The sequence below is a fragment of the Vibrio paucivorans genome (assembly GCF_054053395.1).
Genome location: NZ_CM133230.1, coordinates 486,345 through 511,536, shown reverse-complemented (window position 1 = coordinate 511,536; position 25,192 = coordinate 486,345). Strand labels below are relative to the sequence as shown.

The following is a 25,192-nucleotide window of genomic DNA, read 5'->3' as shown; positions in this document are numbered from 1 at the left end:
TTAAACCTCAGCCATATCACCGTTGTTTTGTAGCCAAGAACGGCGATCATCCGCACGTTTCTTACCTAACAACATGTCCATCATTTCCATGGTTGCTTCGTTATCGTCGATAGTTAGCTGAACCAAACGGCGAGTATTCGGGTCCATGGTAGTTTCGCGCAACTGCAGTGGGTTCATCTCACCCAGACCTTTGAATCGTTGCACGTTGATTTTGGCTTTTTTCTTAGAGAGACGCTCTAAAATGCCTTCTTTTTCATCGTCATCAAGGGCATAGAACACTTCTTTACCACAATCGATACGATATAGAGGTGGCATCGCAACATAAATGTGCCCAGCTTCCACCAACGCACTGAAGTGACGAGTAAATAGCGCGCACAGAAGAGTGGCAATGTGAAGACCATCCGAGTCCGCATCGGCAAGGATACAAATCTTACCGTAGCGTAGACCTTCTAGGTTATCGCTATCAGGATCGATACCGAGAGCAACTGAAATGTCGTGAACTTCCTGTGAAGCAAGTACTTGGTCTGCAGACACCTCCCAAGTATTAAGGATCTTACCACGCAGCGGCATAACCGCTTGGAATTCACGATCACGCGCTTGCTTCGCACTGCCACCCGCCGAGTCCCCCTCGACAAAAAAGATTTCAGTTCGGTTTAAGTCCTGTACGGAACAGTCGGTTAACTTTCCTGGTAGTGCTGGGCCTGACGCCACTTTCTTACGCACGACTTTTTTGCTGGCACGCATACGACGGTGCGCATTGGCAATACACACTTCAGCGAGTTGCTCTGCCAGTTGTGGCTTTTCATTCAACCACAAGCTGAACGAATCTTTCACGACACCAGAGACAAACGCAGCGGTTTGACGTGACGATAAACGTTCTTTGGTTTGGCCTGCAAACTGAGGGTCTTGAATTTTAACCGACAAAACATATGAGCATCGGTCAAACACATCGTCACCGGTTAGCTTCACTCCACGAGGAAGTAGATTGCGGAACTCACAGAATTCGCGCATAGCATCAAGTAAGCCCTGGCGAAGGCCATTGACGTGCGTACCACCTTGTGCGGTTGGGATTAAGTTAACGTAGCTTTCGGTGATCATCTCACCGCCTTCTGGCTGCCAAATCACAGCCCAGTTAGCCGCTTCCGTTTCTGCACTAAACTCACCGGTAAACGGTTCTTCAGGAATAACGGTATACCCTTTTACGCCTTCGGCAAGATAGTCTTTCAGACCATCTTCGTAGTGCCATTTATAGTCCTTACCATTCACCTTGTCGGTAAAGGTAATTTCAAGGCCTGGACAAAGTACCGCCTTCGCACGCAGATTGTTCACTAAGCGTGTAACAGAGAAATTAGCTGAATCGAAGTACTTTGCGTCTGGCCAGAAATGGACACTGGTACCGCGATTACGACGTCCGCAAGTACCAGTAACCGCTAAATCAGAAACTTTATCACCGTGTTCGAATGCAATTTCATACACTTGTCCATCACGGCGAACCGTCACTTCTACACGCTTGGACAGGGCGTTTACAACTGAAATCCCCACCCCGTGTAGGCCACCAGAAAACTGATAATTCTTGTTGGAGAACTTACCACCAGCGTGAAGCTTACAAAGGATCAGTTCAACACCCGAGACTTTTTCTTCCGGGTGAATATCGACAGGCATACCACGGCCATCATCAATCACTTCTAGAGATTGATCTGGGTGGAGAATCACTTGCACCTTAGAGGCATGTCCGGCTAGCGCTTCATCGACACTGTTATCGATAACTTCTTGACCTAAGTGGTTAGGTCGCGCTGTATCCGTATACATCCCTGGTCGGCGACGTACTGGCTCTAAGCCATTAAGAACCTCAATGGCTCCAGCATTATATTGTTCAGTCATAATACGGAAATTTGTAATAGAGAGTTAAGTTGTAACTTTGCAGACGGTTTATGAAAGCTTTTAGAAATTTAGACTAAAAAGTGACAAAAACGCTGAACATTTCAACGCTTGCTTCTGCGAAAGCTATAGGGGGAACATAGTCTGGAACAGACTCACTTATGTCAAGCGAGATAAGTAAGTTGCGAGTAAAATTATGACTCTACCCTCAATGAACTGGCGAATGTTGAACCTAATTATGATTTGGATCAGTTCTCGCTAAGAGGCATAAGTGACAAACAGATTAGCAGCCTAGAGCTTGAGGAATTGAATAATTTGCTCAGGAAATCGCTCAAAGTCGACAAAGCTATGGTCACCGCCTTGTTCTATTGTCTGTAGAGAGAGCGAATACTTTTCAACCGCTTGACGATAATCCAGAACTTCATCTTCTGTTTGCTGCAACAACCAAAAGTCTGATGGCGATTTTATTTCCGGTACATCCAGCTGCCTCAGTTCAGCTATATGTTTACTTTCAAGTTGATAGCGCGTGTTGGTATAAGGATTAACTTGCTCACCAAGGTAGTCGACCAATAATTCATAAGGCTTCACTGCTGGGTTGACCAACACAGCACGAAAACCAAATTTAGCATTGAGCCAAGTCGACATGTATCCGCCCAGTGAGCTCCCCACTAAGCCGATGTTGTAGTTTTCTTGATGCTGTTCAACAATCTTCAGCAACTGCTGCGCCGCTTGCTGAGGAAAACAATCTAATTGGGGAATAACGACTTTGATATCTGAGCGAAACTCAGCACAGTAGCTTGCCATAACATTGGCTTTATGTGACTGAGGAGAGCTGTTAAAACCATGAATGTAGAGCAATAGCGAAGGTTTGGACATAGTTAGTATCCATCTGCGCTAAAGTCAGGTAAGAAAGAACCTGGGCGTAACCTTTCAACACTTGTTTCAAGTACGCCGTCTGAACGTAACTCCAGCTCTCGCCACCCAGGAGATTGCTTATCTAGCGCAAAGTCATCTGAATTTGGCTTAAACTGCACACAAGTAGAAGGTGTTGCCATCACTCTCACCCCTTCAATATCCACATCCATATCTTGATGAACATGACCACAAAGCACAGCTTTAACATTCGAGTGTTTGCGAACCACCTGCCAAAAATCTTCACTGTCCTTCAATGAGTGCTGATCTAACCAAGCACTCCCCACTAATACTGGGTGATGGTGCAACAACACCAGTGTATGGCGCTCACTGTACGCTGCGAGTTTAGTGTCCAGCAGTGCTAACTGCTGCTCACTAAGGCGGCCATGCGGTACACCTACGACTTGAGAGTCGAGCATCACAACTTGCCAGTGTTCGCCAAGCAATGCGTGTTCTATATGGTGAATTTGCTGCGAAGGAAAAACACTGCCCATATTCGGCTTAAAATCATGGTTTCCCGGTAGCCAGAAACAAGGCTTATGAAGTTCTTCAATGCCATCAGCAAAACGCTGATAAGACTCACTGCTGTGATCTTGGGATATATCTCCCGTCGCTAAAATCGCATCGAACTGAACACTACGTTCAACCACGTTACGTACAACAGCTTGAAAACTGTCCAACGTACGGACACTCAAAAGACTCCCGTCTGCGGGAGCAAACAGGTGAGTGTCAGTTATTTGTAGCAACTTAATGCTAGTTGTGTCTTCTGCAGTCGACGACAATTTCAAAACTAAAACCTAATAACTCGAACTATGATTTTTTACTAAGATCTAAGGGTGCTCGACTAATACCATGCTTTAAACAAAAGGTTAGCCAATCACCTAAAAAGCGATTTACCTGTGCTTTTTCATCCTTTTGCACCATTTGACTATTTGGGTAGTCAAAACGCGCCTGAACCCGGCTCAAATGATGACTAGAAAACACTTCTGCCACACGAGCATCGTGATACAGCCTGACAGACATTTTTGGCAATGGAAATATTGGAACGTCATCACTCTGACAAATATCCACTAAAGTTGTGTACTTTGTGACTTCTGCCACTTGCAGTTGATAAGTCATGGAAGCCGCTTCATAGCATCGCACATCCCCGACACTTGGCTGGCTAGGCAGCAAAGCGTTAAGTTTGGCATAGTTTGTCTCGTAAACACGCATCAATTCAGATAAATCAACGTGATACGGCTTAGTTGCTAATTCAGCCATTGCTCTCTTAATTCCAAATAGTTCAGCTCTAACCATTGCAATGCAATGATGGTAGCTCCATTTTCTATCTTGCCATTTTTGACCTGTTGATAAGCTTCTTCTCTGCTCATCACTGCCACTCGAATATCTTCGCCTTCGTAATCCAACCCGTGGATTCCTTGCGCAGTGGAAGCATCCACTTCTCCAACGAAAACATCCAACATTTCTGAGCAACCACCAGATGAAGGATAGTAAGACGTAATCTTGCCAATACGCCCAACTTCAACACCAGCTTCCTCAATAGATTCACGCCTAACGACATCTTCAGCCGATTCACCGGGATCAATAATTCCAGCGACGATTTCAAGCTGCCATGGAGAGCGATGCTCTAACGCACCAACACGAATTTGCTCAATGATCACCACCTCGTCACGCACAGGATCATAAGGCAGTATTGCCGCAGCATGGCCGCGCTCAAACATCTCTCGATCTATCGCAGAGCTCCAGCCACCAGCGAACAACCGATGCTTGAAACGATACTTAACCATCTTAAAGAAACCCTTAAACAGTGTTTCTTTTGAGATTATTTCTACATCTTGCGCAGTAAACTGCGTTTGTTGGTTGTCAGACTGTTGCATTTGGCACCTCTCTGAGTGAATCTTATAGTTTACTCAGAGTTTTCCTAAACAACCAAGGACATGGCTCAACTTTTTATATAAAACTTATATTTTTAATTTAACGTTTTTACGAATAATTACTCAAAACGTTATTGATGTGTAAAAAAGCGCAAAGTTTTGAGTAAAAGGCCATCAACATGAGTTAAACTCTTGAACAGTAATTCTCTTTATATATTAGGCAGGAATAGGACTAATGAAAAAACTGCTTCCACTATTTATCAGCGCAGCGCTCGGTAGCTTATCTACATCAGCTTGGGCAGATACTCTGGCTGATATTTACAATCAGGCAAAAGACAACGACCCTCAGTTACTCAGTGCCGCAGCACAACGTGATGCCGCTTTTGAAGCAGTAACATCTAGCCGTAGTGACCTACTACCACAAATTAACTTAACGGCTGGTTACAACATTAACCGTAGTGATCAGGACGCACGTGAAAGTGATAAACTGACTGCTGGCATCAACTTCTCGCAAGAGCTATATAACCGCTCAAGTTGGGTCACTCTAGACACCGCAGAGAAAACCGCTCGCCAAGCAGACTCTGCATACGCAGCAGCACAGCAAAGCCTAATTCTTCGTGTTTCTGAAGCTTACTTCGAAGTGCTACGTGCGCAAGACAATCTCGAGTTTGTACGCGCAGAGAAAGCCGCGGTTGGCCGTCAACTTGAGCAAACTAAACAACGTTTTGAAGTAGGCCTATCTGCGATCACCGACGTTCATGATGCACAAGCTCAATACGATGGCGTACTGGCTGATGAAGTACTGGCTGAAAATAACCTAGTCAACAGCTACGAATCTCTACGTGAAATCACAGGTCAGGAGCATTCCAATCTTTACGTACTGGATACTGACCGCTTCTCAGCAAGTAAGAGCAGCTCATCACCAGAAGCCTTGGTAGAAGAAGCGCAAACCAAAAACCTTAGCCTACTGACCGCTCGTATTGCACAAGATGTGGCACGAGACAACATTGCTCTTGCGGGTTCGGGACACTTACCATCTTTAACGTTAGATGGTGGTTATAACTACGGTAATGAAACTAATAGTAGCAATTCTGCCGTATTTGCTAACGGTGGTGATGATTACACTAACAACGATTTCAACATTGGTGTGAACTTAGTAGTGCCTCTATACACAGGTGGCAATATCACGTCGCAAACTAAGCAAGCTGAGTTTGCTTACGTTGCTGCGAGCCAAGATCTAGAAGCGACTTACCGTAGTGTTGTAAAAGACGTTCGCGCATTCAACAACAATATTACAGCCTCTATTGGTGCACTGCGCGCTTACGAGCAAACTGTAGTTTCTGCCAACTCGGCACTTGAAGCAACTGAAGCTGGTTTTGATGTTGGTACTCGTACCATTGTTGACGTACTCGATTCAACTCGTCGTCTTTACGATGCGAACAAGAACTTGTCTGATGCACGTTACAACTACATCTTGAGCGTACTTCAACTACGTCAAGCAGTGGGCTCACTGAACGAGCAAGATATCCTAGATATCAATGACGGCCTAAAAGCAGCCGCCGCAGCTCAATAAACGTCACAATCAATAGTTAAAAAGCCACTGAACTTCAGTGGCTTTTTTTGTTTTGAGTCTTATACGACCAATCGACATAAACAAAAACGCCAGCGAATTGCTGACGTTTTTACATGGTAAGCAGTGCTAACAGCGATACTAGCCGCGGCCACCTTTAATGGCATCGATAATTTCAGTCGTTGAGCAACCTTCTTCGAAGTTAAGTACTTTCACTTCACCGCCCGCTGCTATCACTTCTTTGCCGCCTGCAATCTCTTCTGGCTTGTAATCACCACCTTTTACTAACATGGTTGGCAATACTTCCGAGATCAAACGCTGTGGCGTATCTTCACTAAATGGGACAACCCAATCCACAGCACCAAGGCCCGCCAATACAGCCATGCGGCGATCGGTTGGATTAACTGGTCGGCCAGGTCCCTTCAATCGTTTCACTGACTCATCAGTATTAACCGCAACAATTAGCTTGTCACCAAGCTGAGCAGCGTGGTTTAAGTAAGACACATGGCCTGCATGCAAGATATCAAAACAACCGTTGGTCATCACAACCGTTTCACCTTTAGCGCGAGCCTGCTTCACCGCTTCAATCAACGCTGGTTCAGTAATCACACCATAATCGGTATCTTGGCTGCCGTGAATCGCTTCAGCCAGTTCAATCGTCGATAGCGTAGAGGTTCCTAGTTTACCGACAACCACACCAGCGGCTGCATTAGCCAATGCGCACGCTTGGTCGAGCGGCTTACCCGCAGCAACTGAGGCCGCGAGTACAGAGATAACGGTATCGCCCGCACCAGTCACGTCATACACTTCTTTCGCTTGAGTCGGTAGATGGAACGGTTCTTCACCACGACGAAGCAACGTCATACCATGTTCACTGCGTGTCACAAGCAACGCTTCAAAGTCATACTCGTCAATCAGCGCTAAACCTTTTTCAACCAGCTCCTGATCCGACTTCACTTTACCAACTACATGTTCAAACTCGGCCATGTTTGGCGTGAGTAGTGTCGCACCACGATAACGCTCAAAGTCCGCGCCTTTAGGGTCGATGAATACTGGAACGTTCGCCGCACGTGCTTTTTGAATGAACTGCTGCACGTGTTCAAGAGCCCCTTTCGCATAATCCGACAAAATCACGGATTTTACCTTTGGTAGCGCTTGCTCCATACGAGACAAAATCAATTCAGCATCTGTGTTTTCAAACTTATCTTCAAAGTCCAAACGAATCAGCTGCTGACCTCGACTGAGGACACGAAGCTTAGTAATGGTTGGATAATTCGGTAGAGCCACAAAATCACACGTTACTTTCAGTGAAGTTAGCGTTTCAGTCAGAACCTTGGCAGGCTCGTCCATACCGGTCAAACCAACGATATGTGCATGTCCGCCCAGGGAAGCAATATTCATCGCAACGTTTGCCGCACCACCGGGACGCTCTTCATTGTTCTCTACTTTCACTACAGGTACTGGAGCTTCTGGCGAAATGCGCCCCGTTGGGCCATACCAGTATCTATCTAGCATCACATCACCGATGATCAGAACACCAGATTCGCTGTAATCAGGTAGGATTGGTTTCATTGTGGATCTCCAAAATTCAATACAAGGCGAAGTGTAACACAGGGATTTTTGTCACTAAATGTTTGCTTAGCATTAACCTAACCACTGATTCCAAACTTGAATGACCACCTGACGCTCGCGTTGATACTTGTCTTCCGCTACATCAGCATCGAGGTTGAGTAAATTTCGGTGGTGGATTTCATCACGCAAAGTGGTATAGGCGTGAGTTAATGCCATAGCTTGCTCTTCTTCAAGCACTCCTTGAGCCATCATAGATTCAAAGATACGAACATTGTCAGACCAACGTGTTAATTTCGGTTTCTGATGACTGTAGTTCAGAACCAAATATTGAGCGAGGAACTCAACATCGGTAATACCACCGGGGTCCTGCTTGAGCATAAAGCGGCCCGCTTTCTTGCCCCCTAAGTGATCACGCATTTTGATCCTCATGTCCACGACGTCTTTTTTCAACTTAGCTTCATCACGCTCTAAACACATGATGTCACTGCGCGTTTTTGCAAACGCTTGTTGCAGTGGCGCATCTCCGTAAATCATACGTGCGCGGACTAGCGCCTGATGTTCCCATGTCCATGCATCATTATGCTGATATTCGTCAAAGGCTTCGGTTGGACTCACCAATAAACCAGAAGCACCAGAAGGTCTCAAACGAGTGTCAACTTCATACAAAATGCCTGATGCTGTACGAGTCGAAAAGATATGGATGATGCGCTGGGCTAATCGAAGGTAAAACTGTCTGCCATCAATTTCTTTCTTACCATCGGTGTAAGCGCTCACAGGGCAATCATGCATAAACACGATGTCGAGATCAGAGTTATAACCTAGCTCCCAGCCACCAACTTTCCCGTACCCAACCACAGCGAACCCTTTACCTTCCCTATCTTTAATATGAGTAGGTTCACCATATTTTTCTGCCATTTGCTGCCACGCCTGATGTACCACGGACTCAACAATCGCCTCAGCAAGATAAGTCAGGTGATCGCTCACTTTCATTACAGGCAACACTTCTGCAATGTCAGCAGCAGCAATCCGGAGAATACAAATTTGTTTGAATTGACGCAGCGCCTCCATTTGCTGCTCCATGTCATCTTCCGGAATTCGAGCCAAATAGTCTCGTAGTTCAGTTTTGTAAGACTCTAATGGCACAGGGTTGTATAGCTGTTGAGGATCGATAAGCTCATCCAGAAGAATTGGGTAGCGACCTAATTGCTCCGAAATCATAGGGCTTGCGGTACAGAGTCGAACTAGCTGCACTAGGGCTGCTGGATGTTCTTCTAGTAGTTCAAGGTAAGTCGTTCGAGTAACTATTTTATGTAGCAGATGGAGGACACGACTTAGACCAAACCTAGCATCCTTATGGGAGAAAATAGCGTGAAACACCTTAGGCATAAGACGATTCAGTACTTCTCGTCCTCTAGGCCCTAAGGTTTTCTTTGCTAAGTCTTTTTTAAACTGAATAATGGTCTTTGCCAGCGAGCTTGGTTCGTCGCTACTAATGTCGGTCTGCAGAATATGCTCTATCACGTCAGGCTTATGAGCCATATCCCAGAGTTCGTGGTAGAAAGGCTCGATAGTGCCGGCTTCTTCCTCATCGTCACCGATTAATTGTTCAAACACCACGTGGACTTGGGCCATGTATCGTTTCACATCTTCAACAAGCGAAGGCCAATCCTGATAGCCCATCGCGACGGCTAACTTCAACTGTTCTACTTCAGAATCTGGTAAGGTCTGAGTTTGTTTGTCGGCCATTGCCTGAAGTAGGTTTTCTAAACGACGTAAAAAGAGGTAGCTTTGCGTCAGGTTCTCGACTTCTTTCTCTTCAAGCTGCTGCAGTTCTTTGATCGCTTGCAAGGTTTGCAATAGGCCTCGCCCACGCAGACTTGGCTCTCGACCACCGCGAATTAGCTGGAACACCTGAGCAATAAACTCGATTTCTCGAATGCCACCGGCTCCGAGTTTTATATTATTGCTTAAACCGCGGCGCCTAACTTCACTGCTGATCATTGACTTCATACGGCGCAGCGATTGAATAGCACTAAAATCGATATAGCGACGGAACACGAATGGTCTTAGCATTTGACGCAGTTCTTGGTACTCAGGGTACATTTCACTGCCCATTACGCGTGCTTTAATCATCGCGTAACGCTCCCAATCTCGCCCCTGTTCTTGATAGTAATCTTCCAAAGCTGCATAGCTCATTACGAGCGGCCCACTCTCGCCAAATGGACGCAATCGCATGTCGACGCGATAGCAAAAGCCATCAAAGGTCTGTTGATCGAGCGCTTTAATCACTCGCTGTCCTAAACGAGTGAAAAACTGAGCATTAGCAATGCTGCGGCGGGCACCTTGAGTTTCGCCGTTCTCGGGGTAGGTAAAGATCAGGTCGATATCAGAAGAAAAGTTCAGCTCACCACCACCCAGCTTGCCCATACCGATAATCAGCATTGGTTGAGCTTCGCCTTGCTCGTTACATGGCGTACCCCAATCTTTACAACACGCTTCATATTGCCAACGATAAGTTTCGAAGATCATTGCTTCAGCTAAGCTAGATAGATGTTCAAGGCTTTGCTCTAGAGGCCACATTTGAGTGAAATCACGCCAAGCAATATAGGCCATCTCACGATTACGGAATTGGCGCAGAACACGATGCCCACTCATTTCATCACTGCAATTAGCCAACAAAGCGGCTAAACGCTCTCGGTAGTGCTCACTTCGCTGTTTCTCGGATAACATGTCTGGCAACTGCTGCGCCAAATGTTCATCACGAGACAAAACTTCAACGACAAACTGGCTAAGCCCTGCGATGTACTTCAGCTCGTCTGTACGAGTTTGAGTCCATGATTGAAATGCATCTGGAAATTGGTTCAAAAGAGACTCAACAGCGGTTTGAGAATGAGACTGTAACTCCGAAGGCAATTGCATGATTCTTCCTTGTGCTAAGTGATAACCGTAGTTATATCAAACTTACGGGCATAAAAAACGCCTACTTAACACTAAGTAGGCGTTTTAACTGCATTAATAGTATGGAATTAGACCTTGAACGATGTGATCTTACGATCCAGCTCTTCTGCGTTGTTCTGCATGATTTCTGACGTTTCGAGCAGCTCTGTCACCACAGTCACTGACGCTTCCACCAGCTCACGAACATTGGTCAGATTCTGGTTCATCTCTTCCGCTACACTACTCTGTTGACCCGCAGCCGTCGCAATTTGGAAGTTCATATCATTAATTTGAGTAACTTGACTCACAATGCCATCTAACTCACTGCCAGCGTTAGTCACAAGTTCTACACCTTCAGCAGCTTCGACAACACTTTTCTCCATCAGCTCAACTGCTGACGACGCACTTGTTTGCAGCTGAGAAATCATTTCTTGGATCTCCACTGTTGCTTGTTGAGTACGTTGAGCTAAGTTACGCACTTCATCGGCTACGACAGCAAAACCTCGGCCAGCTTCACCCGCGCGTGCCGCTTCAATTGCAGCATTAAGTGCCAGCAAGTTTGTCTGCTCAGAAATGCCTTGAATAGTCCCTACTACGCTGCCAATCGATTCAACGCGCTCTTCAACCTCGTTTACAGCTTGTGCTGAAGAAGAAATATCGCTTGAAAGCTCACTCATTTTGGTGATGGTACCGCGAACAAATTGTTGACCTGTCTGCGCTTGACCAGACGCACTTTCCGTCAAACTAGATGCATTTTGCGCATGGTCGGCAACGGTTTGAACTGTTGAACTCATTTCGCTCATCGCCGTTGCTAGCTGATCGATTTCATTGAATTCTTCTTGCGCCGATTCTTTGGTTTCAGACATGCTAAGAGTCATGACTTCCGTCAGCGTTGCGAGTTCCTGCGAAGACTCCACTTGCATCTTAATCATTTCTTGCAATTGACGGCGTGTCTTTTCTAGCTCACGAGCGACGTCACCGTACTGAACACCATTAGCATCACCATTTTAGGCACGAGACGAATATCCGTAATCACTCGTTCCCATGGCTTAAATGCCATTTTTGCCATTATCCTTTCTCCACTAGTTTGCCCACTTTCTAGTAACAATTTTTCACTATTACTGCTACTTAGTGATATAAATTATCTACGCCACAACACTGACTGCCCTGAACGACTCAAATTAGGTCTGCTATTTATTTCGAGCCTCGTATGAATAAAGATGATATCAAAGACAACACCAAACCGATGAGCTTGCTGTCACTTATTCTGTCATTCATGGCGCTATTTGTGATCTCTGGCCTGCTGTTTGTTCCAATTAGCGATCAGGCTCGACAAGTTCTCATCGGCCTCGATTTCGTTATCTGTAGTATTTTCATCTTACAACTGAGCATAGATTTGATCCGATCCACAGATCGTATGAAATTCATGCAACGGCATTGGATAGACTTTCTCGCCAGCATTCCCATGATCGAACCGCTACGTTACGCGCGCTTATTCCATATTCTGCGTGTCGTATTAGTGATTCGATCCAGTAAATTGATCATTTCGCAGTTAATCACAAATCGCCGAGAGACCACCCTAGCTTCTATATTACTGTTGTTGGTTATGCTGCTAACCATAGGCTCCAGCATGATGTTGTTTATCGAAGGCAAAAACCCCGCCGCTAACATCCAATCTGGAGGCGATGCATTGTGGTGGGCTCTGGTCACGATTTCTACCGTTGGGTACGGTGATCACTTCCCTGTAACCGACGCCGGTAAAGTGCTGGCTTCAGGGTTAATTCTTTGTGGGGTGGGATTGTTCGGTATGATTTCGGGCTTGATCACGTCACTGATCACCTCACCGACCAAACAGCAAAATGAACGCTCTGAAAACAAAGAGCGTCTGCTGTTGAAACTTGTCAGCCAACAAGAAGAGATTCTGCAGCGCTTATCAGCACTTGAAGAAAAACAAAACGATGGACAAAAAAATAGGACGTCATCGCGTCCTATTTCTGAAGATTAATCTCGCCAGTACGGTTCAGCTTCTACGCTGATTAAGCGAGTCTGCTCCATGGCGTGCAAGATTGAGGTCTCTTGACGAACTAGCCAACGTTGTAGCTGCTCTTGCTCCTCTCCTTCTAGCTTACCCACTAGCTTCTCTAATGGCTTAAGCATCAGAAGGTCGTCAATCCCTTGCATTAAGTCTGCCCAAGGAAGCCTAAAGCTATTACGCTCTTCTGAATCGTATAAGCTAGCAAAACCAACACCCGTATATAGATTGCGCATTAAGCGGTATTGCTGCTCAACATATTCATCACTACTCAGCACTCTTTCCGGTGGAAAAGCTTCCATCAGTTCAGCCCACGTTCTATCAAGCTGCTTCTCAGAAAAATGCTGAATGTTGAGCGCCATTTGTTCACGAGCTTTATCGTCCAAAAACGGCTGCCAACCTCGAGTAAGAATCCAACGACTTAAATCAAGCAATAAGCCAGTATAGCGAGCCGACGACAGCAGCTGTAGATTCTCTTCTCGAGTAGGAAGTTCTTCTTTCAACAGCTTCAGTTCACCCACTAGGAACTTTCTCGCATCAAGTTTACGCAGCACGTGGCCTTTATCTTCCAGCAAATCCTCAAGATAGTCGTATGACTTCAACCAGACTAATTCTTGCTCTAACCACTTAAGCTCTTGGCGCAATATCGCACTCGCTCGACGTGGAACTATCCCACCATAAATAGTTAAGGTTTGGCGGATAAAGCTCAATGCGTGGCTAATTTCGTGCAGTGCTGCCACCGACTCTTGTTCGGTGTAGATTTGCTCATGGCGATGCCAATGTGAAAGTGCATGTTCTAGCGAGTGAATAAAGCACGATTCAACCGTGTCATTTTTATCCGTGTCAACAAGAGAAAGCGGTTGTACATCATCACCTTGGTGGTCATAAGCCAATCGATACCCTTTCGCAGCTTTACTTAGGTTACCTAAACGCATACCACCGTCTTCATTAAACATGCGCGCTAACGTAAACAGTGCATCGGTCTGGCCTGACTTAAGTTCAAACTCGACTTCGCAAATGGGCTCTTCTTTGTCACTGGCTATCACTGCACCTTGGTCGAACGCAATTTCCACTTGGCTACCATCAGCCATACCCACCAGCCACTGCTCACGAGTGAAGTTGGTCGAAAAAAGGGCAATGAGTTGAGATTGAAGCGTATCGATACCTCGGCCTGATGGCCAAATATCTTCAGGATGAAGCGAGAGTTGTGGTTCATTACAGGTGTGCTCTGCATTGTATTCAGGTCTTTGGTGTAACCCAGCGACGACGCGACCAGAGGTTTTTACCGTTTGAACAAACACGTCATCAAAGCGTCGAATTCGTAACCCTGTGTCATGCTGGCGCAGCCAATTGTCCGGCGTATCAAAGTAAGTGTTTCCTAGCTCACGACAACTGTGCTGAAGTACTTTCGTTTCAGCTATTTTTTCACGCAATGTTGCTGAAAAATCAGGAGAAACAAAAAACTTCAGTTCTATCTCGGTTTCCATAGTTTTACCTTTCAAAGCAGATAGGGACAGGATATTGCCTATTTCTTTACTGAGCAAGTGACAAATATCGCCCGAATGATGATCTAAAACAGTTTTAAAGAGGGATTTAATGCGTTAACATGCGCGCCTTTATAGCCATCGTTCAACATTTCGCCACGAAATGGTGTATGTTCTTTTAAGGTTATATTTATTAGGTTGAATGACCATGCCAGTGAATACAATTATGGGGTTATTTGCAAAGTCCCCAATTAAGCCTTTGCAACGTCACGTAGTGTGTGTCAACGAGTGTTGCTCGCACCTAGTTAACTTTTTCGAAGTGTCCTCTCAAGGAGACTGGGAAAAAGCAGCAGAGATTCGTGCACAGATTTCTCATCTAGAGAAAGAAGCTGACGTATTAAAGCGCGAAATTCGCCTCAAACTTCCTCGCGGTTTGTTCATGCCAGTCGATCGTACTGACATGCTTGAGCTACTCACTCAACAGGACAAACTTGCCAACCTAGCAAAAGACATCTCTGGTCGTGTCTACGGCCGTCAACTAGTCATTCCTACAGCTCTACAAGAGAACTTCATCGCGTACGTAAAACGTTGTCTCGATGCAGCAGACCAAGCGCAGAAAGTGATCAACGAGCTCGACGAGTTATTGGAAACTGGATTTAAAGGCCGTGAAGTAACACTTGTGGCTGAAATGATCCATCAACTGGATGTGATTGAAGATGACACCGATGCTATGCAGATCCAACTTCGCCAACAACTTATGGCGATTGAATCAGAGCATAACCCTATCGACGTCATGTTCTTGTACAAAATTCTAGAATGGGTAGGCGGCATTGCCGATCAAGCACAGCGTGTTGGCGCTCGTCTTGAAGTGATGCTTTCTCGCTCTTAAATCATAAGTTAACCAAATAACGAAGAGTATTATTTAGTGCGTCAGCTTAGGCGGTGAATATATTCACCGCTGATGGGATCAACTCGCGCAAAATTTTGCTCCGCTTGTTATCAAACAACTAGGTATTACGATGGATATCCTTGCGAACTACGGCACTGTCCTGATTATTGTTGCAGCAGCTTTCGGTTTTCTGATGGCTATTGGTATTGGTGCGAATGACGTTGCGAACGCAATGGGCACCTCAGTAGGCTCGAAAGCTCTTACCGTGAAACAAGCGATCATCATTGCGATGATCTTTGAATTTGCGGGGGCATATCTTGCAGGCGGTGAAGTAACCGACACTATCCGTAAAGGTGTAATCGAAACATCTCTATTTGCCGACCAACCAGATGTACTGGTCTTCGGTATGATGTCTGCGCTTTTGGCAGCAGGTACATGGCTACTTCTCGCCTCGTACATGGGCTGGCCAGTTTCTACGACCCACTCTATCATCGGTGCCATTATTGGTTTCGCATGTGTTTCTGTGGGCACTGAAGCAGTAGATTGGGGCAGCGTACAAGGTATTGTAGGTAGCTGGATCATTACACCAGTAATTTCAGGCTTCTTTGCATATGTGATTTTCATTAGTGCTCAGCGACTGATCTTCGACACAGAAAACCCGCTATTTAATGCAAAGCGCTTTGTTCCTGTTTACATGTTTATCACCACCATGGTTATCTCTCTAGTAACCATTAAGAAAGGTCTGAAGCACGTTGGTCTACACCTAAGCAATACAGAAGCTTGGTTATGGTCTGCAGGTGTATCTGGCTTGATCATGGTAGGTGGGTACCTATACATCCAGAAGAAGTTTGCTAACCGCGAAGACGACCACGGATTTGCTGGCGTAGAAGGTATCTTCAGCGTACTAATGGTTATCACAGCGTGTGCGATGGCATTTGCACATGGTTCTAACGATGTAGCGAACGCGATTGGCCCTCTATCAGCGGTAGTATCTACTGTTGAACACATGGGTGAAATCACCGGCAAGAGCACTATCGCTTGGTGGATTCTGCCACTTGGTGGTTTTGGTATCGTTGTAGGTCTTGCCACTCTTGGTCACAAAGTAATGGCAACGGTTGGTACAGGTATCACCGAGCTAACACCTAGCCGTGGTTTCGCCGCTCAGCTAGCCACTGCATGTACGGTTGTACTGGCGTCTGGTACTGGTCTGCCTATCTCAACCACACAAACACTGGTTGGTGCGGTATTGGGTGTTGGTTTTGCGCGTGGTATCGCAGCATTAAACCTAGGCGTAGTTCGTAACATTGTAGCGTCTTGGATTGTTACGCTTCCAGCTGGCGCATTGTTAGCAGTAGTCTTCTTCTACGCTATCCAAGGTATGTTTGGCGGATAAACACCGTCAGCACTGTGTAAGCGCACTGTCATTATTGACTCAAACGCACATAAAGGGAGGCTTTGCCTCCCTTCTTTGTTGCACCTAGCCTAGAAAGTTCATACTATTTGCCAAATACAAAGCGCTTTACGTATTAAAACTGTTAAAGGATTTACCGTGAAAAAACTGATTTGCATGGTTTTAGTCTCTATGCTGGCTGTACCTGCCGCATTTGCTCAAGACCGTTATATCGCAGATAAATTATTTACTTACATGCACTCAGGCCCAAGTAATCAATTTCGTATTATTGGCAGCATCGATGCTGGTGATAAAATTAAACTTCTGACTTCTAACAAAGAAACCGGTTATAGCCAAATCCTGGATGGAAAAGGCCGTAAAGGTTGGGTAGAAAGTCGCTTTATCACACGCCAAGAAAGCATGGCTGTTCGTTTACCAAAGCTAGAAAAAGAACTGTCTGAGGTAAAAGAAAAGCTGGCAAATGCTCGTAACAATGCCGACAGCGAAAAGGCAGGCTTGGTTGATTCACTTGAAGTACGTAACCAACAAATTTCTGAACTTGAGCAGAACTACAGCGATATCAGTTCTCAACTGACCGCATCTCAAACTGAAGTGCGTGAATTACGCGCAAGACTGGATACACAAAAAGAAGATTTGCTGCTGAAGTACTTTATGTACGGTGGCGGTGTTGCAGGCGGTGGCTTACTGTTTGGCCTAATCCTTCCTCACATTATCCCACGTCGCAAGAAGTCTCCATCAGGCTGGGCATAAGATTGATACAAAAAATGGTCACTTCGGTGACCATTTTTTATGCCTGTTACTTTCAAAGCTAACCCTGCCAATCATACAGAGCCGGAATCTCCAGGCGCTGAGACTCAAATTCAACAATACTCGATTGAGGTTCGATCTTCACCAACTGAACACGTGAGTCAATCCAATCACCTTCCATATACTCCACATCGTTAATTTTAACCCAACGCTTATTTGCTTGGCTTGAATAGACATGAGTCTGAAAATTCATAGCAGGTAACTGGCCAATAAAATCGCTACTATGATGGTTAAGCTTGATGGTGTTTAGTTGTGATTTTCCACCTCTTGGATTATCAGAACTACCATTTGCTTGACCACTTTGATTCATCACAGACTGAACTCGCCTTGCTAACTCTGGAGACAACTGAGTCAAGTCTAACTGTGACAACTCATCAGGCTCTGGTTTTACCAAGTCTTTTTCAGGCTCAACGGTTAGGGTTCTCTGATTTGAAACCACGGGAGACTCAGACGTCGTTGGTGTGTTTTCATCAGTGGCCCTTCCAGCAAGCCCAGTTGGCTCAACAAAGGTGGACATAAGAGGCTCAAAACGCGGTGAATCGTGAACACTGAACTCGTTTGGCACTTCAACCACTCTTTTTTGCGCCACAGATAACGCCAACGCCACTTCTTTTTGTTGCTGATAACTCTGATAGCCAGCAAATCCCAACCCAACCACACAGGGCATAACCGCAGCCAATACACATAGCCGCCAGTTTGAAGTTTCTTGACGAGTGTCCGCTTGTGCAGGTTCGAAGTTTGGTGAAACGCTCATTACCCCGTATTGCTTATTTCTTTGCTCTGAGGCTTTCAATGCGTTGAGTACATTAGACATCAGCCTTGCTCCTCTTCATCGAAAACTGTGACATTCAATAACGAAGGCGCATTTTCCTGACTCATCAGATCAATCGCTTTCAGTGTTTGCCTTCCTGCGATGCCATCGACCGTCATACCTTGCCACTGTTGAAATGTTTCGACTTTTCTGCGTAATTGAGCATCAAATTCACTGCTATTTCCCACGCTCTCACCTAGCAACTTAGACAATTTTTTATCGAGCTCAGCAACTTGGATACCACTCATTCCCGCTCTTAAAGTGCGGTCAAATGAAGGCTGCCAGATGAATCGGTACTCACCATGCCATATCGTCGATAGCCAACGCTTATCAAATTCAATCTGCTTGCCTCCAGTGAGTAAGGTCACGTTGTCATCAGAGAGCTTGTACAGCACGGCGTAAGCCATCACACCGTCAATATCAAGCGACAGCACAACTGGCTGATTAAGTTGCGCTAACCGCTGTAAATCACCTTCCGCTTTTTCACAACGAAAGAGGGCATCTTCTCTAGTTTGTGCAGAACAAAAGCTATCAAGTACGCTCGCGTTGTAGCCCCACACTTGGTAGAGCTTATCAATACTGCTTTCAAGCAATGCGTCATTTAACAAGGTTTGCTTAAGTTCAGGAGCAAATACTTCTGCGCGAGTTTCAACTGCTGGCGGAGTAGGTAGTTTTCCTGACCAATACTGAAGCGCAAAAGCATCTAGAGAAGGTTTACTCAGTGTCGTCAGAGCAATGCTACTTATTACCCCAAGCGCTAAGCTAGCGCTAATCGCGACACCAGAAGATAACCACCAGCTCGTTTTTCTAGCGGGTTGCATAGCGACAGAAGAGGTCTGAAACGCCATCACTTCGTCACAAGCTCGCTGAACTAGTGGTAAGCTAATCTCACGTTCGCCTTGTTGATAAGCCTGTTTAAGCGTGGCATCACAAACAAGGTTCACTAGCCTTGGGATTCCTTGTGTCGAATGAGCAATCATCTTCAAGGCTTTGGCCGGAAATAAATCATCTCGCCCACCCGCCAAAGACAAACGAAAATGCACATACTTGGCGGTTTCTACACCATCAAGCGGAAGTAAGTGATAGCGCCCAGTAATACGCTGCGCTAATTGGCGAAGTTGCGGCATCTGCAACTTCTGCTGAAGCTCAGGCTGCCCTACCAGTAAAACTTTCAACAACTTTCGACTGTCTGTTTCTAGGTTGGTCAACAACCTGAGCTGTTCAAGAACATCCGCAGCTAAATGCTGCGCTTCATCAATTACCAGTAAGGTTTGAAAGCCTTCCGCATGGTTAGACAGCAAATACTGATAAATGGCTTGATTGAGCTGTTTAAGGGTCGCCTGTGATGGATACTTGATAGAGAATTCATCGCATATCGACTCTAGTAGTTCAATACCCGAAAATGTAGGGTTAAGTATGAATCCCGCTTTAGTCTGCGTATCCAACGAGTCCAACATAGCCTTCGCGACAGTCGTCTTCCCCGTACCAACCTCTCCGGTGAGCATGGCAAAACCGCCCCCCTCACCTAACCCAGCTTGAAGGTGAGTAATCGCTTCACGGTGTCTTTGACTAAGAAACAAGTAACGCGAGTTCGGCACAATTGAGAAAGGGGCTTCGACAAAACCAAAAAATTCCTTGTACATCACTCACGTCTCTATAATTTAACTGATAAGAAAAGTACCATTGCAGACTTCAAATCGCCAATGGCAAATCATTAAAATAAGGGAATCCATTGCAAGTATACCTAGTTGGAGGAGCTGTTCGAGATCAGTTGCTCAATATTCCGGTACATGACAAAGATTGGGTTGTGGTGGGCAGTTCACCGCAAGAAATGCAAAGCCAAGGTTTCACCGCCGTTGGTAAAGACTTTCCGGTTTTTCTCCACCCTGTAAGCAAGCAAGAGTATGCGCTCGCCAGAACGGAACGTAAGACCGCATCAGGATACACTGGGTTCGAATGTTACTTCGCAAAAGATGTTACCCTTGAAGAAGATCTGCAACGCCGGGATCTCACCATAAACGCGATGGCACAAGATCCCGATGGCAACATAGTCGACCCTAATCATGGTCAACAAGATCTTAAAGATCGAGTATTGCGCCACGTCTCATCTGCATTTGTCGAAGATCCATTACGCGTCTTAAGAGTCGCACGCTTTGCCGCTAAACTTGCTCACTTCGGCTTTACGGTCGCCCCCGAGACTTTAGATTTAATGACACAAATAAGCCGCTCGGGCGAACTGGAGCACTTAACCCCAGAACGAGTCTGGCAAGAGTGGCACAAATCTCTGGCGACCCAAAACCCCGCCGTATTCCTGTCTGTACTTCATCAATGTGGTGCACTGGAGGTCGTATTGCCCGAGATAGCCCAACTGTTTGGCGTCCCTCAACCCGAGCAATGGCACCCAGAAATTGACACTGGCATTCATACTTTGATGGTCGCAGATCAAGCCGCACTGCTATCTGACTCACTGCCTGTCCGCTTCGCCGCCCAAGTCCACGACTTAGGTAAAGGGATCACACCAGAATCTGAATGGCCAAGCCACAAAATGCATTGTCATACCGGTTTAAAGCTGATCAAGCGCCTATGTGAACGAGTTCGTGTCCCGAATGAATTCAGAGATCTTGCACTTATGGTGTGTGAACAACACTCAAACATTCACCGAGCTGCAGAACTAAAGCCTGCCACTAAGCTTAAGGTGCTGAACAAATTCGATGTATGGCGTAAACCTGACAGACTGACAGACATTTTACTGTGTTGTATGGCCGATAGCCGCGGTCGTCTTGGCTTTGAGGATACTGATTACCCGCAAAAAGACACCTTTCTTCAGGCCTATCAAGCGGCAGTTGGAGTGAATGTGCAAGACATTATCAAGGATGGCTTTAAAGGTGCCGCTATTCGCGAGGAAATGGAGAAACGCCGCGTCGCGGCTATTGCAGCCTTATCAGCCTAATACCAATCGTAGTAAATAACTGTTCCCCCTAGCTTGTTAAAACACTCGATAACATCGTTAGAAATTTTGATTGTAGAATAACTACTTATCGAAAATTTCTGCCTTGTTATCAAGCCTTTTTCCTGCGCTATTTATGAACACTTACTTACTGTGATTGGTATAATCTGTTTGTCCATGTAGAGTAGACAATAAAAAAGCGGAGCCAAATGGCTCCGCTTTTTTTATGAGAACGCTAGTTATAGCATTACTTCTTAGCAAGCTTCTCTTTAATACGAGCTGACTTACCAGAACGCTCACGTAGGTAGTACAGTTTGGCACGACGTACTGCACCGCGGCGTTTAACTTCAATGCTATCAACCATTGGAGAGTGAGTTTGGAACGTACGCTCAACACCTTCACCGTTCGAGATCTTACGAACTGTGAATGCAGAGTGTAGACCACGGTTACGGATTGCGATTACAACGCCTTCGAAAGCCTGTAGACGCTCACGGTCACCTTCTTTTACCTTAACTTGAACAACAACAGTGTCACCTGGTGCAAATTTAGGTAGGTCTGATTTCATTTGCTCTTGCTCAAGAGCTTTGATGATGTTACTCATTTTTTAAATTCCTAGAATAAACTGATACTAAATAAAATAGGTTACTTGCTATTAACTCGATGTTCTTTAATGAACTCGGCAAGTAATTGTTCCTGTTCGTCAGTCAGAGCTAGGTTTTCCAGGAGTTCTGGTCTTCTTAGCCAAGTACGGCCCAACGACTGCTTGAGTCGCCAGCGACGAATATCCTTATGGTTTCCGGACATCAGTACCGATGGTACTTCTTTTCCATCTAACACTTCGGAACGCGTATAGTGAGGGCAATCTAATAAGCCGTTGGCAAAAGAATCTTCTTCTGCCGACGCAAAATCTCCCAATACTCCCGGAATAAACCGAGATACTGAATCAATTAACGTCATGGCTGGTATCTCACCACCCGTCATCACAAAATCTCCGATTGACCATTCTTCGTCAACCTCAGATTGAATGATACGCTCATCTACCCCTTCATAGCGGCCACAAATAAGAAGCAAATTCTCATTAGTTGCCAGCTCTTCGACTCCTTTCTGGTCGAGCTTACGACCTTGAGGAGAAAGGTAGATAACCTTCGTCTTACCCGGTGAAGCCTGTTTTGCTGTCGTGATAGCATCGCGCAAAGGCTGAACCATCATCAACATGCCAGGGCCACCACCGTAAGGTCTATCATCGACAGTTCGATGTTTGTCATGAGTGAAATCGCGAGGATTCCATGTCTCAATCGACAAAAGACCTTTTTTAACCGCTTGACCTGTTACCCCAAAATCAGTAACAGAACGGAACATTTCAGGAAATAGGCTAATTACGCCAACCCACATGTGTTCTCTCGCTCTGTAATTTTGGAATTAGAATCCAGGATCCCAGTCAACTTCGATCCGTTGAGCTTCGCGATCAACTTTTTTGATCACTTGCTCTTCAAGGAACGGGATTAATCGTTCCTTCTGTCCGAAAGCATCTTTAAGATTTGCTTTCACTACGAGAACATCGTTTGAGCCAGTTTCTAGGATGTCAGAAACAACACCTAGATCGTAACCTTTGTCGGTTACTACTTGCATGCCAAACAATTCACGCCAGTAGAATTCATCTTCTGACAATTCTGGTAATGATGCAGGGTCAACAGCGATTTCAAAGTTCGTTAGGAGATGCGCGTCTTCACGAACATCTAAGCCTTCCAGCTTAGCCACCATACCTTTGTTATGGCGTTTCCAAGTTTCTACTTTGAACTCAACCCACTCACCCTTTTGTTTAATAAACCAAGGGCTGTAATCGAAAATGCTCTCAGCATTGTCTGTATAGGAAAAAACTTTAAGCCAACCACGAATGCCATAGGTAGCACCAAACTTGCCCATAACAATTTTTTCGTTTTGTTCGCTCATTGTTTCTTTACCTTTCATCGACATAAGCTAATTTCTTCTACTAAACAGTAAAAATTAAGCCGCTTTTTGAGCGTCTTTAACTAGCTTAGCAACGCGGTCAGATAGAGACGCGCCTTGACCAACCCAGTGGTTAACGCGGTCTAGGTCTAGACGTAGACCTTCTTCTTGACCAGTTGCAGTAGGGTTAAAGAAACCTACTTTCTCGATGAAACGGCCAGTTGCAGCGTTGCGGCTGTCCGCTACTACGATTTGATAGAATGGACGCTTCTTAGCGCCGTGACGTGCCAAACGAATGGTTACCATGTCGTCCTCTTTGCTTTCTCAAAAATAAAATTAACCCCAGAAACCGTCTATAAATAGTCGATTTGGGGTCTCGTGCCAAAATAAAGCCTCGGAATTTTACTCTTATTCCAAGTCTTTGCAAGGGTTTTAGCTATTTTTTCACCACCACAAATAACGATTGTAGTTTGTGACTCAGCTAACAGGTTGAAAATAAAGATTGACTCAACCCGCCCTTAAAAAATCAAAGAGCGTAACTCCCGCAGAGTTACGCTCTTTTATCATCTGATAGCTCAGCGATGAATACGTGGATTAACGACCAAACGGGTTAAAACCACCACCCATTCCGCCCATACCACCCATCATGCCTTGCATATTGCGCATCATGCCTTTCATGCCACCCTTCTGCATTTTCTTCATCATCTTCTGCATCTGAGTGAACTGCTTCAGCAGGCGGTTAACATCTTGTACCTGAGTACCGGAACCGGCAGCAATACGCTTTTTACGTGAACCCTTGATAAGTTCAGGGCGTTGGCGCTCTTTCATCGTCATTGAATTGATGATGGCTTCCATTTGCTTGAACATCTTGTCATCGACTTTATCTTTGACGTTGTCTGGTAAGTTGCTCATACCTGGCAGCTTATCCATCATGCCCATCATGCCGCCCATGTTCTGCATCTGGCCAAGCTGTTCACGGAAATCTTCAAGGTCGAAGCCTTTCTTCTCTTTAAACTTCTTCGCCAGCTTTTCTGCTTTCTCAGTATCAACATTACGTTGTAGATCTTCGATAAGCGACAGTACGTCTCCCATACCAAGAATACGTGAAGCGACACGATCAGGGTGGAATGGTTCTAGTGCATCGGTTTTTTCACCCACACCCAAGAACTTAATTGGTTTACCTGTGATGTGACGAACCGAAAGTGCAGCACCACCACGGGCATCACCATCAACTTTAGTTAAGATAACACCAGTCAAAGGCAGTGCATCACCAAACGCTTTGGCGGTATTGGCAGCATCTTGACCTGTCATTGCATCAACAACAAACAGGGTTTCTACTGGAGTAATTGCGTTATGCAGATCTTGAATCTCTGCCATCATTTCTTCGTCAACCGCTAAACGACCTGCGGTATCGACAAGAAGAACATCGTAGAATTTTTTCTTAGCATGATCGATTGCTGCATTAGCGATATCGATTGGCTTTTGATCAGCAGAAGACGGGAAGAAATCAACGCCCACATCCGCCGCTAGCGTTTCTAGCTGTTTGATCGCCGCAGGGCGATATACGTCGGCAGAAACCACCAGCACTTTCTTTTTATCACGCTCTGTAAGAAGCTTAGATAGTTTACCGACACTGGTTGTTTTACCCGCACCTTGCAGACCAGCCATTAAAATAACAGCAGGCGGCTGAGCCGCTAGGTTGAGCGCTTCATTAGACTCACCCATCACTGCTTCAAGCTCAGCTTGAACGATCTTAATAAACTCTTGTCCTGGCGTTAGCGACTTAGATACTTCAACACCAACAGCACCTTCTTTAACGCGCTTAACAAAATCGCGAACAACAGGCAGTGCAACGTCGGCTTCTAACAAAGCCATACGTACTTCGCGTAAGGTATCTTTAATATTGTCTTCGGTCAGACGACCTTTGCCGCTGATATTTTTCAGCGTACTGGATAATCGATCCGTTAAATTCTCAAACATCTTTCTACTCTTCGCTATAAGGCGATAAATTACGGTGAGTATACAATAGCCAACCCGCCAGTTATACCCGTTCTGCTAAGCAACGACAGTTTTAATCTCTCATCTCTTGCAATTGAATCGGGATCTAAGATAGCCCAAGCG

General features: G+C 45.5%; 21 protein-coding genes and 1 pseudogene. 6 read left to right on the top strand and 16 right to left on the bottom strand.

Annotation, left to right across the window (positions count from 1 at the left end; genetic code table 11):
• From parE to nudF, 5 genes are all read right to left on the bottom strand, one after another.
• Window positions 1–1,881 carry a DNA topoisomerase IV subunit B gene (parE, locus tag ACXABW_RS02495; protein ID WP_252029490.1) on the bottom strand — a complete coding sequence of 627 codons (1,881 nt, stop codon included), beginning with the start codon at window positions 1,879–1,881 and terminating at the stop codon, window positions 1–3.
• A 288-nt stretch (window positions 1,882–2,169) separates the two neighbouring features.
• A complete protein-coding gene (yqiA, locus tag ACXABW_RS02490) occupies window positions 2,170–2,754 on the bottom strand; it encodes an esterase YqiA (protein WP_265686422.1) in 585 nt (194 codons plus the stop codon).
• Window positions 2,755–2,756: 2 nt separating this feature from the next.
• Window positions 2,757–3,578: a 3',5'-cyclic-AMP phosphodiesterase gene (cpdA, locus tag ACXABW_RS02485; RefSeq protein ID WP_457523848.1), complete on the bottom strand. Its 822-nt coding sequence runs from the start codon at window positions 3,576–3,578 to the stop codon at window positions 2,757–2,759.
• Window positions 3,579–3,600: 22 nt separating this feature from the next.
• On the bottom strand, window positions 3,601–4,050 hold the full coding sequence (locus ACXABW_RS02480; protein ID WP_252029487.1) for a DUF1249 family protein: 450 nt from the start codon (window positions 4,048–4,050) through the stop codon (window positions 3,601–3,603).
• Complete coding sequence (gene nudF / locus ACXABW_RS02475) at window positions 4,038–4,667, bottom strand: ADP-ribose diphosphatase (protein ID WP_457523846.1); 630 nt, start codon at window positions 4,665–4,667, stop codon at window positions 4,038–4,040. Before nudF ends, ACXABW_RS02480 begins: the two co-directional genes overlap by 13 nt.
• 232 nt (window positions 4,668–4,899) lie before the next feature.
• On the opposite strand from nudF, the gene tolC reads away from it, so the two are divergent.
• Window positions 4,900–6,237, top strand: coding sequence for an outer membrane channel protein TolC (gene tolC, locus ACXABW_RS02470; RefSeq protein WP_457523844.1), 1,338 nt, complete (start codon window positions 4,900–4,902; stop codon window positions 6,235–6,237).
• Between the two features lie 138 nt (window positions 6,238–6,375).
• On the opposite strand, the gene hldE is transcribed toward tolC, so the two are convergent.
• The 3 genes and pseudogenes from hldE to ACXABW_RS02455 form a co-directional block, all read right to left on the bottom strand.
• Window positions 6,376–7,806 (bottom strand): bifunctional D-glycero-beta-D-manno-heptose-7-phosphate kinase/D-glycero-beta-D-manno-heptose 1-phosphate adenylyltransferase HldE, encoded by a 1,431-nt coding sequence (hldE, locus tag ACXABW_RS02465; RefSeq protein ID WP_252029484.1) that lies wholly within the window; start codon window positions 7,804–7,806, stop codon window positions 6,376–6,378.
• A 72-nt stretch (window positions 7,807–7,878) separates the two neighbouring features.
• Window positions 7,879–10,725, bottom strand: a complete 2,847-nt coding sequence (gene glnE / locus ACXABW_RS02460; protein WP_457523842.1) for a bifunctional [glutamate--ammonia ligase]-adenylyl-L-tyrosine phosphorylase/[glutamate--ammonia-ligase] adenylyltransferase — start codon at window positions 10,723–10,725, stop codon at window positions 7,879–7,881.
• A 107-nt stretch (window positions 10,726–10,832) separates the two neighbouring features.
• Window positions 10,833–11,812, bottom strand: a pseudogene (locus ACXABW_RS02455) (methyl-accepting chemotaxis protein).
• Window positions 11,813–11,953: 141 nt separating this feature from the next.
• Here ACXABW_RS02455 and ACXABW_RS02450 point away from each other — a divergent pair.
• Window positions 11,954–12,748: a potassium channel family protein gene (locus tag ACXABW_RS02450; RefSeq protein ID WP_252029481.1), complete on the top strand. Its 795-nt coding sequence runs from the start codon at window positions 11,954–11,956 to the stop codon at window positions 12,746–12,748.
• Here ACXABW_RS02450 and ACXABW_RS02445 read toward each other — a convergent pair.
• Window positions 12,745–14,262 (bottom strand): CYTH and CHAD domain-containing protein, encoded by a 1,518-nt coding sequence (locus tag ACXABW_RS02445; protein ID WP_457523840.1) that lies wholly within the window; start codon window positions 14,260–14,262, stop codon window positions 12,745–12,747. The genes ACXABW_RS02450 and ACXABW_RS02445 overlap by 4 nt on opposite strands.
• A gap of 205 nt (window positions 14,263–14,467) precedes the next feature.
• On the opposite strand from ACXABW_RS02445, the gene ACXABW_RS02440 reads away from it, so the two are divergent.
• The 3 genes from ACXABW_RS02440 (at window position 14,468) to ACXABW_RS02430 (ending at window position 17,309) form a co-directional block, all read left to right on the top strand.
• Complete coding sequence (locus ACXABW_RS02440; RefSeq protein ID WP_252029479.1) at window positions 14,468–15,148, top strand: TIGR00153 family protein; 681 nt, start codon at window positions 14,468–14,470, stop codon at window positions 15,146–15,148.
• A 130-nt stretch (window positions 15,149–15,278) separates the two neighbouring features.
• Window positions 15,279–16,541 carry an inorganic phosphate transporter gene (locus ACXABW_RS02435; RefSeq protein WP_457523838.1) on the top strand — a complete coding sequence of 421 codons (1,263 nt, stop codon included), beginning with the start codon at window positions 15,279–15,281 and terminating at the stop codon, window positions 16,539–16,541.
• Window positions 16,542–16,697: 156 nt separating this feature from the next.
• A complete protein-coding gene (locus tag ACXABW_RS02430; protein WP_252029477.1) occupies window positions 16,698–17,309 on the top strand; it encodes a TIGR04211 family SH3 domain-containing protein in 612 nt (203 codons plus the stop codon).
• 58 nt (window positions 17,310–17,367) lie between these two features.
• Here ACXABW_RS02430 and ACXABW_RS02425 read toward each other — a convergent pair whose 3' ends face one another.
• Both ACXABW_RS02425 and ACXABW_RS02420 read right to left on the bottom strand, forming a co-directional pair.
• Complete coding sequence (locus tag ACXABW_RS02425; protein ID WP_457523837.1) at window positions 17,368–18,180, bottom strand: general secretion pathway protein GspB; 813 nt, start codon at window positions 18,178–18,180, stop codon at window positions 17,368–17,370.
• Window positions 18,180–19,820 carry an AAA family ATPase gene (locus ACXABW_RS02420; protein ID WP_457523835.1) on the bottom strand — a complete coding sequence of 547 codons (1,641 nt, stop codon included), beginning with the start codon at window positions 19,818–19,820 and terminating at the stop codon, window positions 18,180–18,182. Before ACXABW_RS02420 ends, ACXABW_RS02425 begins: the two co-directional genes overlap by 1 nt.
• 89 nt (window positions 19,821–19,909) lie before the next feature.
• On the opposite strand from ACXABW_RS02420, the gene ACXABW_RS02415 reads away from it, so the two are divergent.
• Window positions 19,910–21,127, top strand: a complete 1,218-nt coding sequence (locus ACXABW_RS02415) for a multifunctional CCA addition/repair protein (protein ID WP_457523833.1) — start codon at window positions 19,910–19,912, stop codon at window positions 21,125–21,127.
• A 244-nt stretch (window positions 21,128–21,371) separates the two neighbouring features.
• Here the strand turns inward: ACXABW_RS02415 and rplS are convergent, their stop codons facing one another.
• From rplS to ffh, 5 genes are all read right to left on the bottom strand, one after another.
• The gene (gene rplS / locus ACXABW_RS02410) at window positions 21,372–21,725 is read right to left on the bottom strand and encodes a 50S ribosomal protein L19 (protein ID WP_252029472.1); all 354 of its coding nucleotides are present in this window, start codon (window positions 21,723–21,725) and stop codon (window positions 21,372–21,374) included.
• A 41-nt stretch (window positions 21,726–21,766) separates the two neighbouring features.
• Window positions 21,767–22,516 carry a tRNA (guanosine(37)-N1)-methyltransferase TrmD gene (gene trmD, locus ACXABW_RS02405; RefSeq protein WP_457523831.1) on the bottom strand — a complete coding sequence of 250 codons (750 nt, stop codon included), beginning with the start codon at window positions 22,514–22,516 and terminating at the stop codon, window positions 21,767–21,769.
• A gap of 27 nt (window positions 22,517–22,543) precedes the next feature.
• The gene (gene rimM, locus ACXABW_RS02400) at window positions 22,544–23,098 is read right to left on the bottom strand and encodes a ribosome maturation factor RimM (protein WP_457523830.1); all 555 of its coding nucleotides are present in this window, start codon (window positions 23,096–23,098) and stop codon (window positions 22,544–22,546) included.
• Between the two features lie 30 nt (window positions 23,099–23,128).
• Complete coding sequence (gene rpsP, locus ACXABW_RS02395; RefSeq protein WP_117233716.1) at window positions 23,129–23,377, bottom strand: 30S ribosomal protein S16; 249 nt, start codon at window positions 23,375–23,377, stop codon at window positions 23,129–23,131.
• 288 nt (window positions 23,378–23,665) lie between these two features.
• Window positions 23,666–25,051: a signal recognition particle protein gene (gene ffh, locus ACXABW_RS02390; RefSeq protein ID WP_265687771.1), complete on the bottom strand. Its 1,386-nt coding sequence runs from the start codon at window positions 25,049–25,051 to the stop codon at window positions 23,666–23,668.
• Between the last annotated feature and the right edge of the window lie 141 nt (window positions 25,052–25,192).

Bases quoted from the DNA above. Each gene is read 5' to 3' on its own strand.
- parE (WP_252029490.1), bottom strand. From the start codon at position 1,881: ATGACTGAACAATATAATGCTGGAGCCATTGAGGTTCTTAATGGCTTA.
- yqiA (WP_265686422.1), bottom strand. From the start codon at position 2,754: ATGTCCAAACCTTCGCTATTGCTCTACATTCATGGTTTTAACAGCTCT.
- ACXABW_RS02480 (WP_252029487.1), bottom strand. From the start codon at position 4,050: ATGGCTGAATTAGCAACTAAGCCGTATCACGTTGATTTATCTGAATTG.
- nudF (WP_457523846.1), bottom strand. From the start codon at position 4,667: ATGCAACAGTCTGACAACCAACAAACGCAGTTTACTGCGCAAGATGTA.
- tolC (WP_457523844.1), top strand. From the start codon at position 4,900: ATGAAAAAACTGCTTCCACTATTTATCAGCGCAGCGCTCGGTAGCTTA.
- hldE (WP_252029484.1), bottom strand. From the start codon at position 7,806: ATGAAACCAATCCTACCTGATTACAGCGAATCTGGTGTTCTGATCATC.
- glnE (WP_457523842.1), bottom strand. From the start codon at position 10,725: ATGCAATTGCCTTCGGAGTTACAGTCTCATTCTCAAACCGCTGTTGAG.
- ACXABW_RS02450 (WP_252029481.1), top strand. From the start codon at position 11,954: ATGAATAAAGATGATATCAAAGACAACACCAAACCGATGAGCTTGCTG.
- ACXABW_RS02445 (WP_457523840.1), bottom strand. From the start codon at position 14,262: ATGGAAACCGAGATAGAACTGAAGTTTTTTGTTTCTCCTGATTTTTCA.
- ACXABW_RS02440 (WP_252029479.1), top strand. From the start codon at position 14,468: ATGCCAGTGAATACAATTATGGGGTTATTTGCAAAGTCCCCAATTAAG.
- ACXABW_RS02435 (WP_457523838.1), top strand. From the start codon at position 15,279: ATGGATATCCTTGCGAACTACGGCACTGTCCTGATTATTGTTGCAGCA.
- ACXABW_RS02425 (WP_457523837.1), bottom strand. From the start codon at position 18,180: ATGTCTAATGTACTCAACGCATTGAAAGCCTCAGAGCAAAGAAATAAG.
- ACXABW_RS02420 (WP_457523835.1), bottom strand. From the start codon at position 19,820: ATGTACAAGGAATTTTTTGGTTTTGTCGAAGCCCCTTTCTCAATTGTG.
- rplS (WP_252029472.1), bottom strand. From the start codon at position 21,725: ATGAGTAACATCATCAAAGCTCTTGAGCAAGAGCAAATGAAATCAGAC.
- trmD (WP_457523831.1), bottom strand. From the start codon at position 22,516: ATGTGGGTTGGCGTAATTAGCCTATTTCCTGAAATGTTCCGTTCTGTT.
- rimM (WP_457523830.1), bottom strand. From the start codon at position 23,098: ATGTCGATGAAAGGTAAAGAAACAATGAGCGAACAAAACGAAAAAATT.
- rpsP (WP_117233716.1), bottom strand. From the start codon at position 23,377: ATGGTAACCATTCGTTTGGCACGTCACGGCGCTAAGAAGCGTCCATTC.
- ffh (WP_265687771.1), bottom strand. From the start codon at position 25,051: ATGTTTGAGAATTTAACGGATCGATTATCCAGTACGCTGAAAAATATC.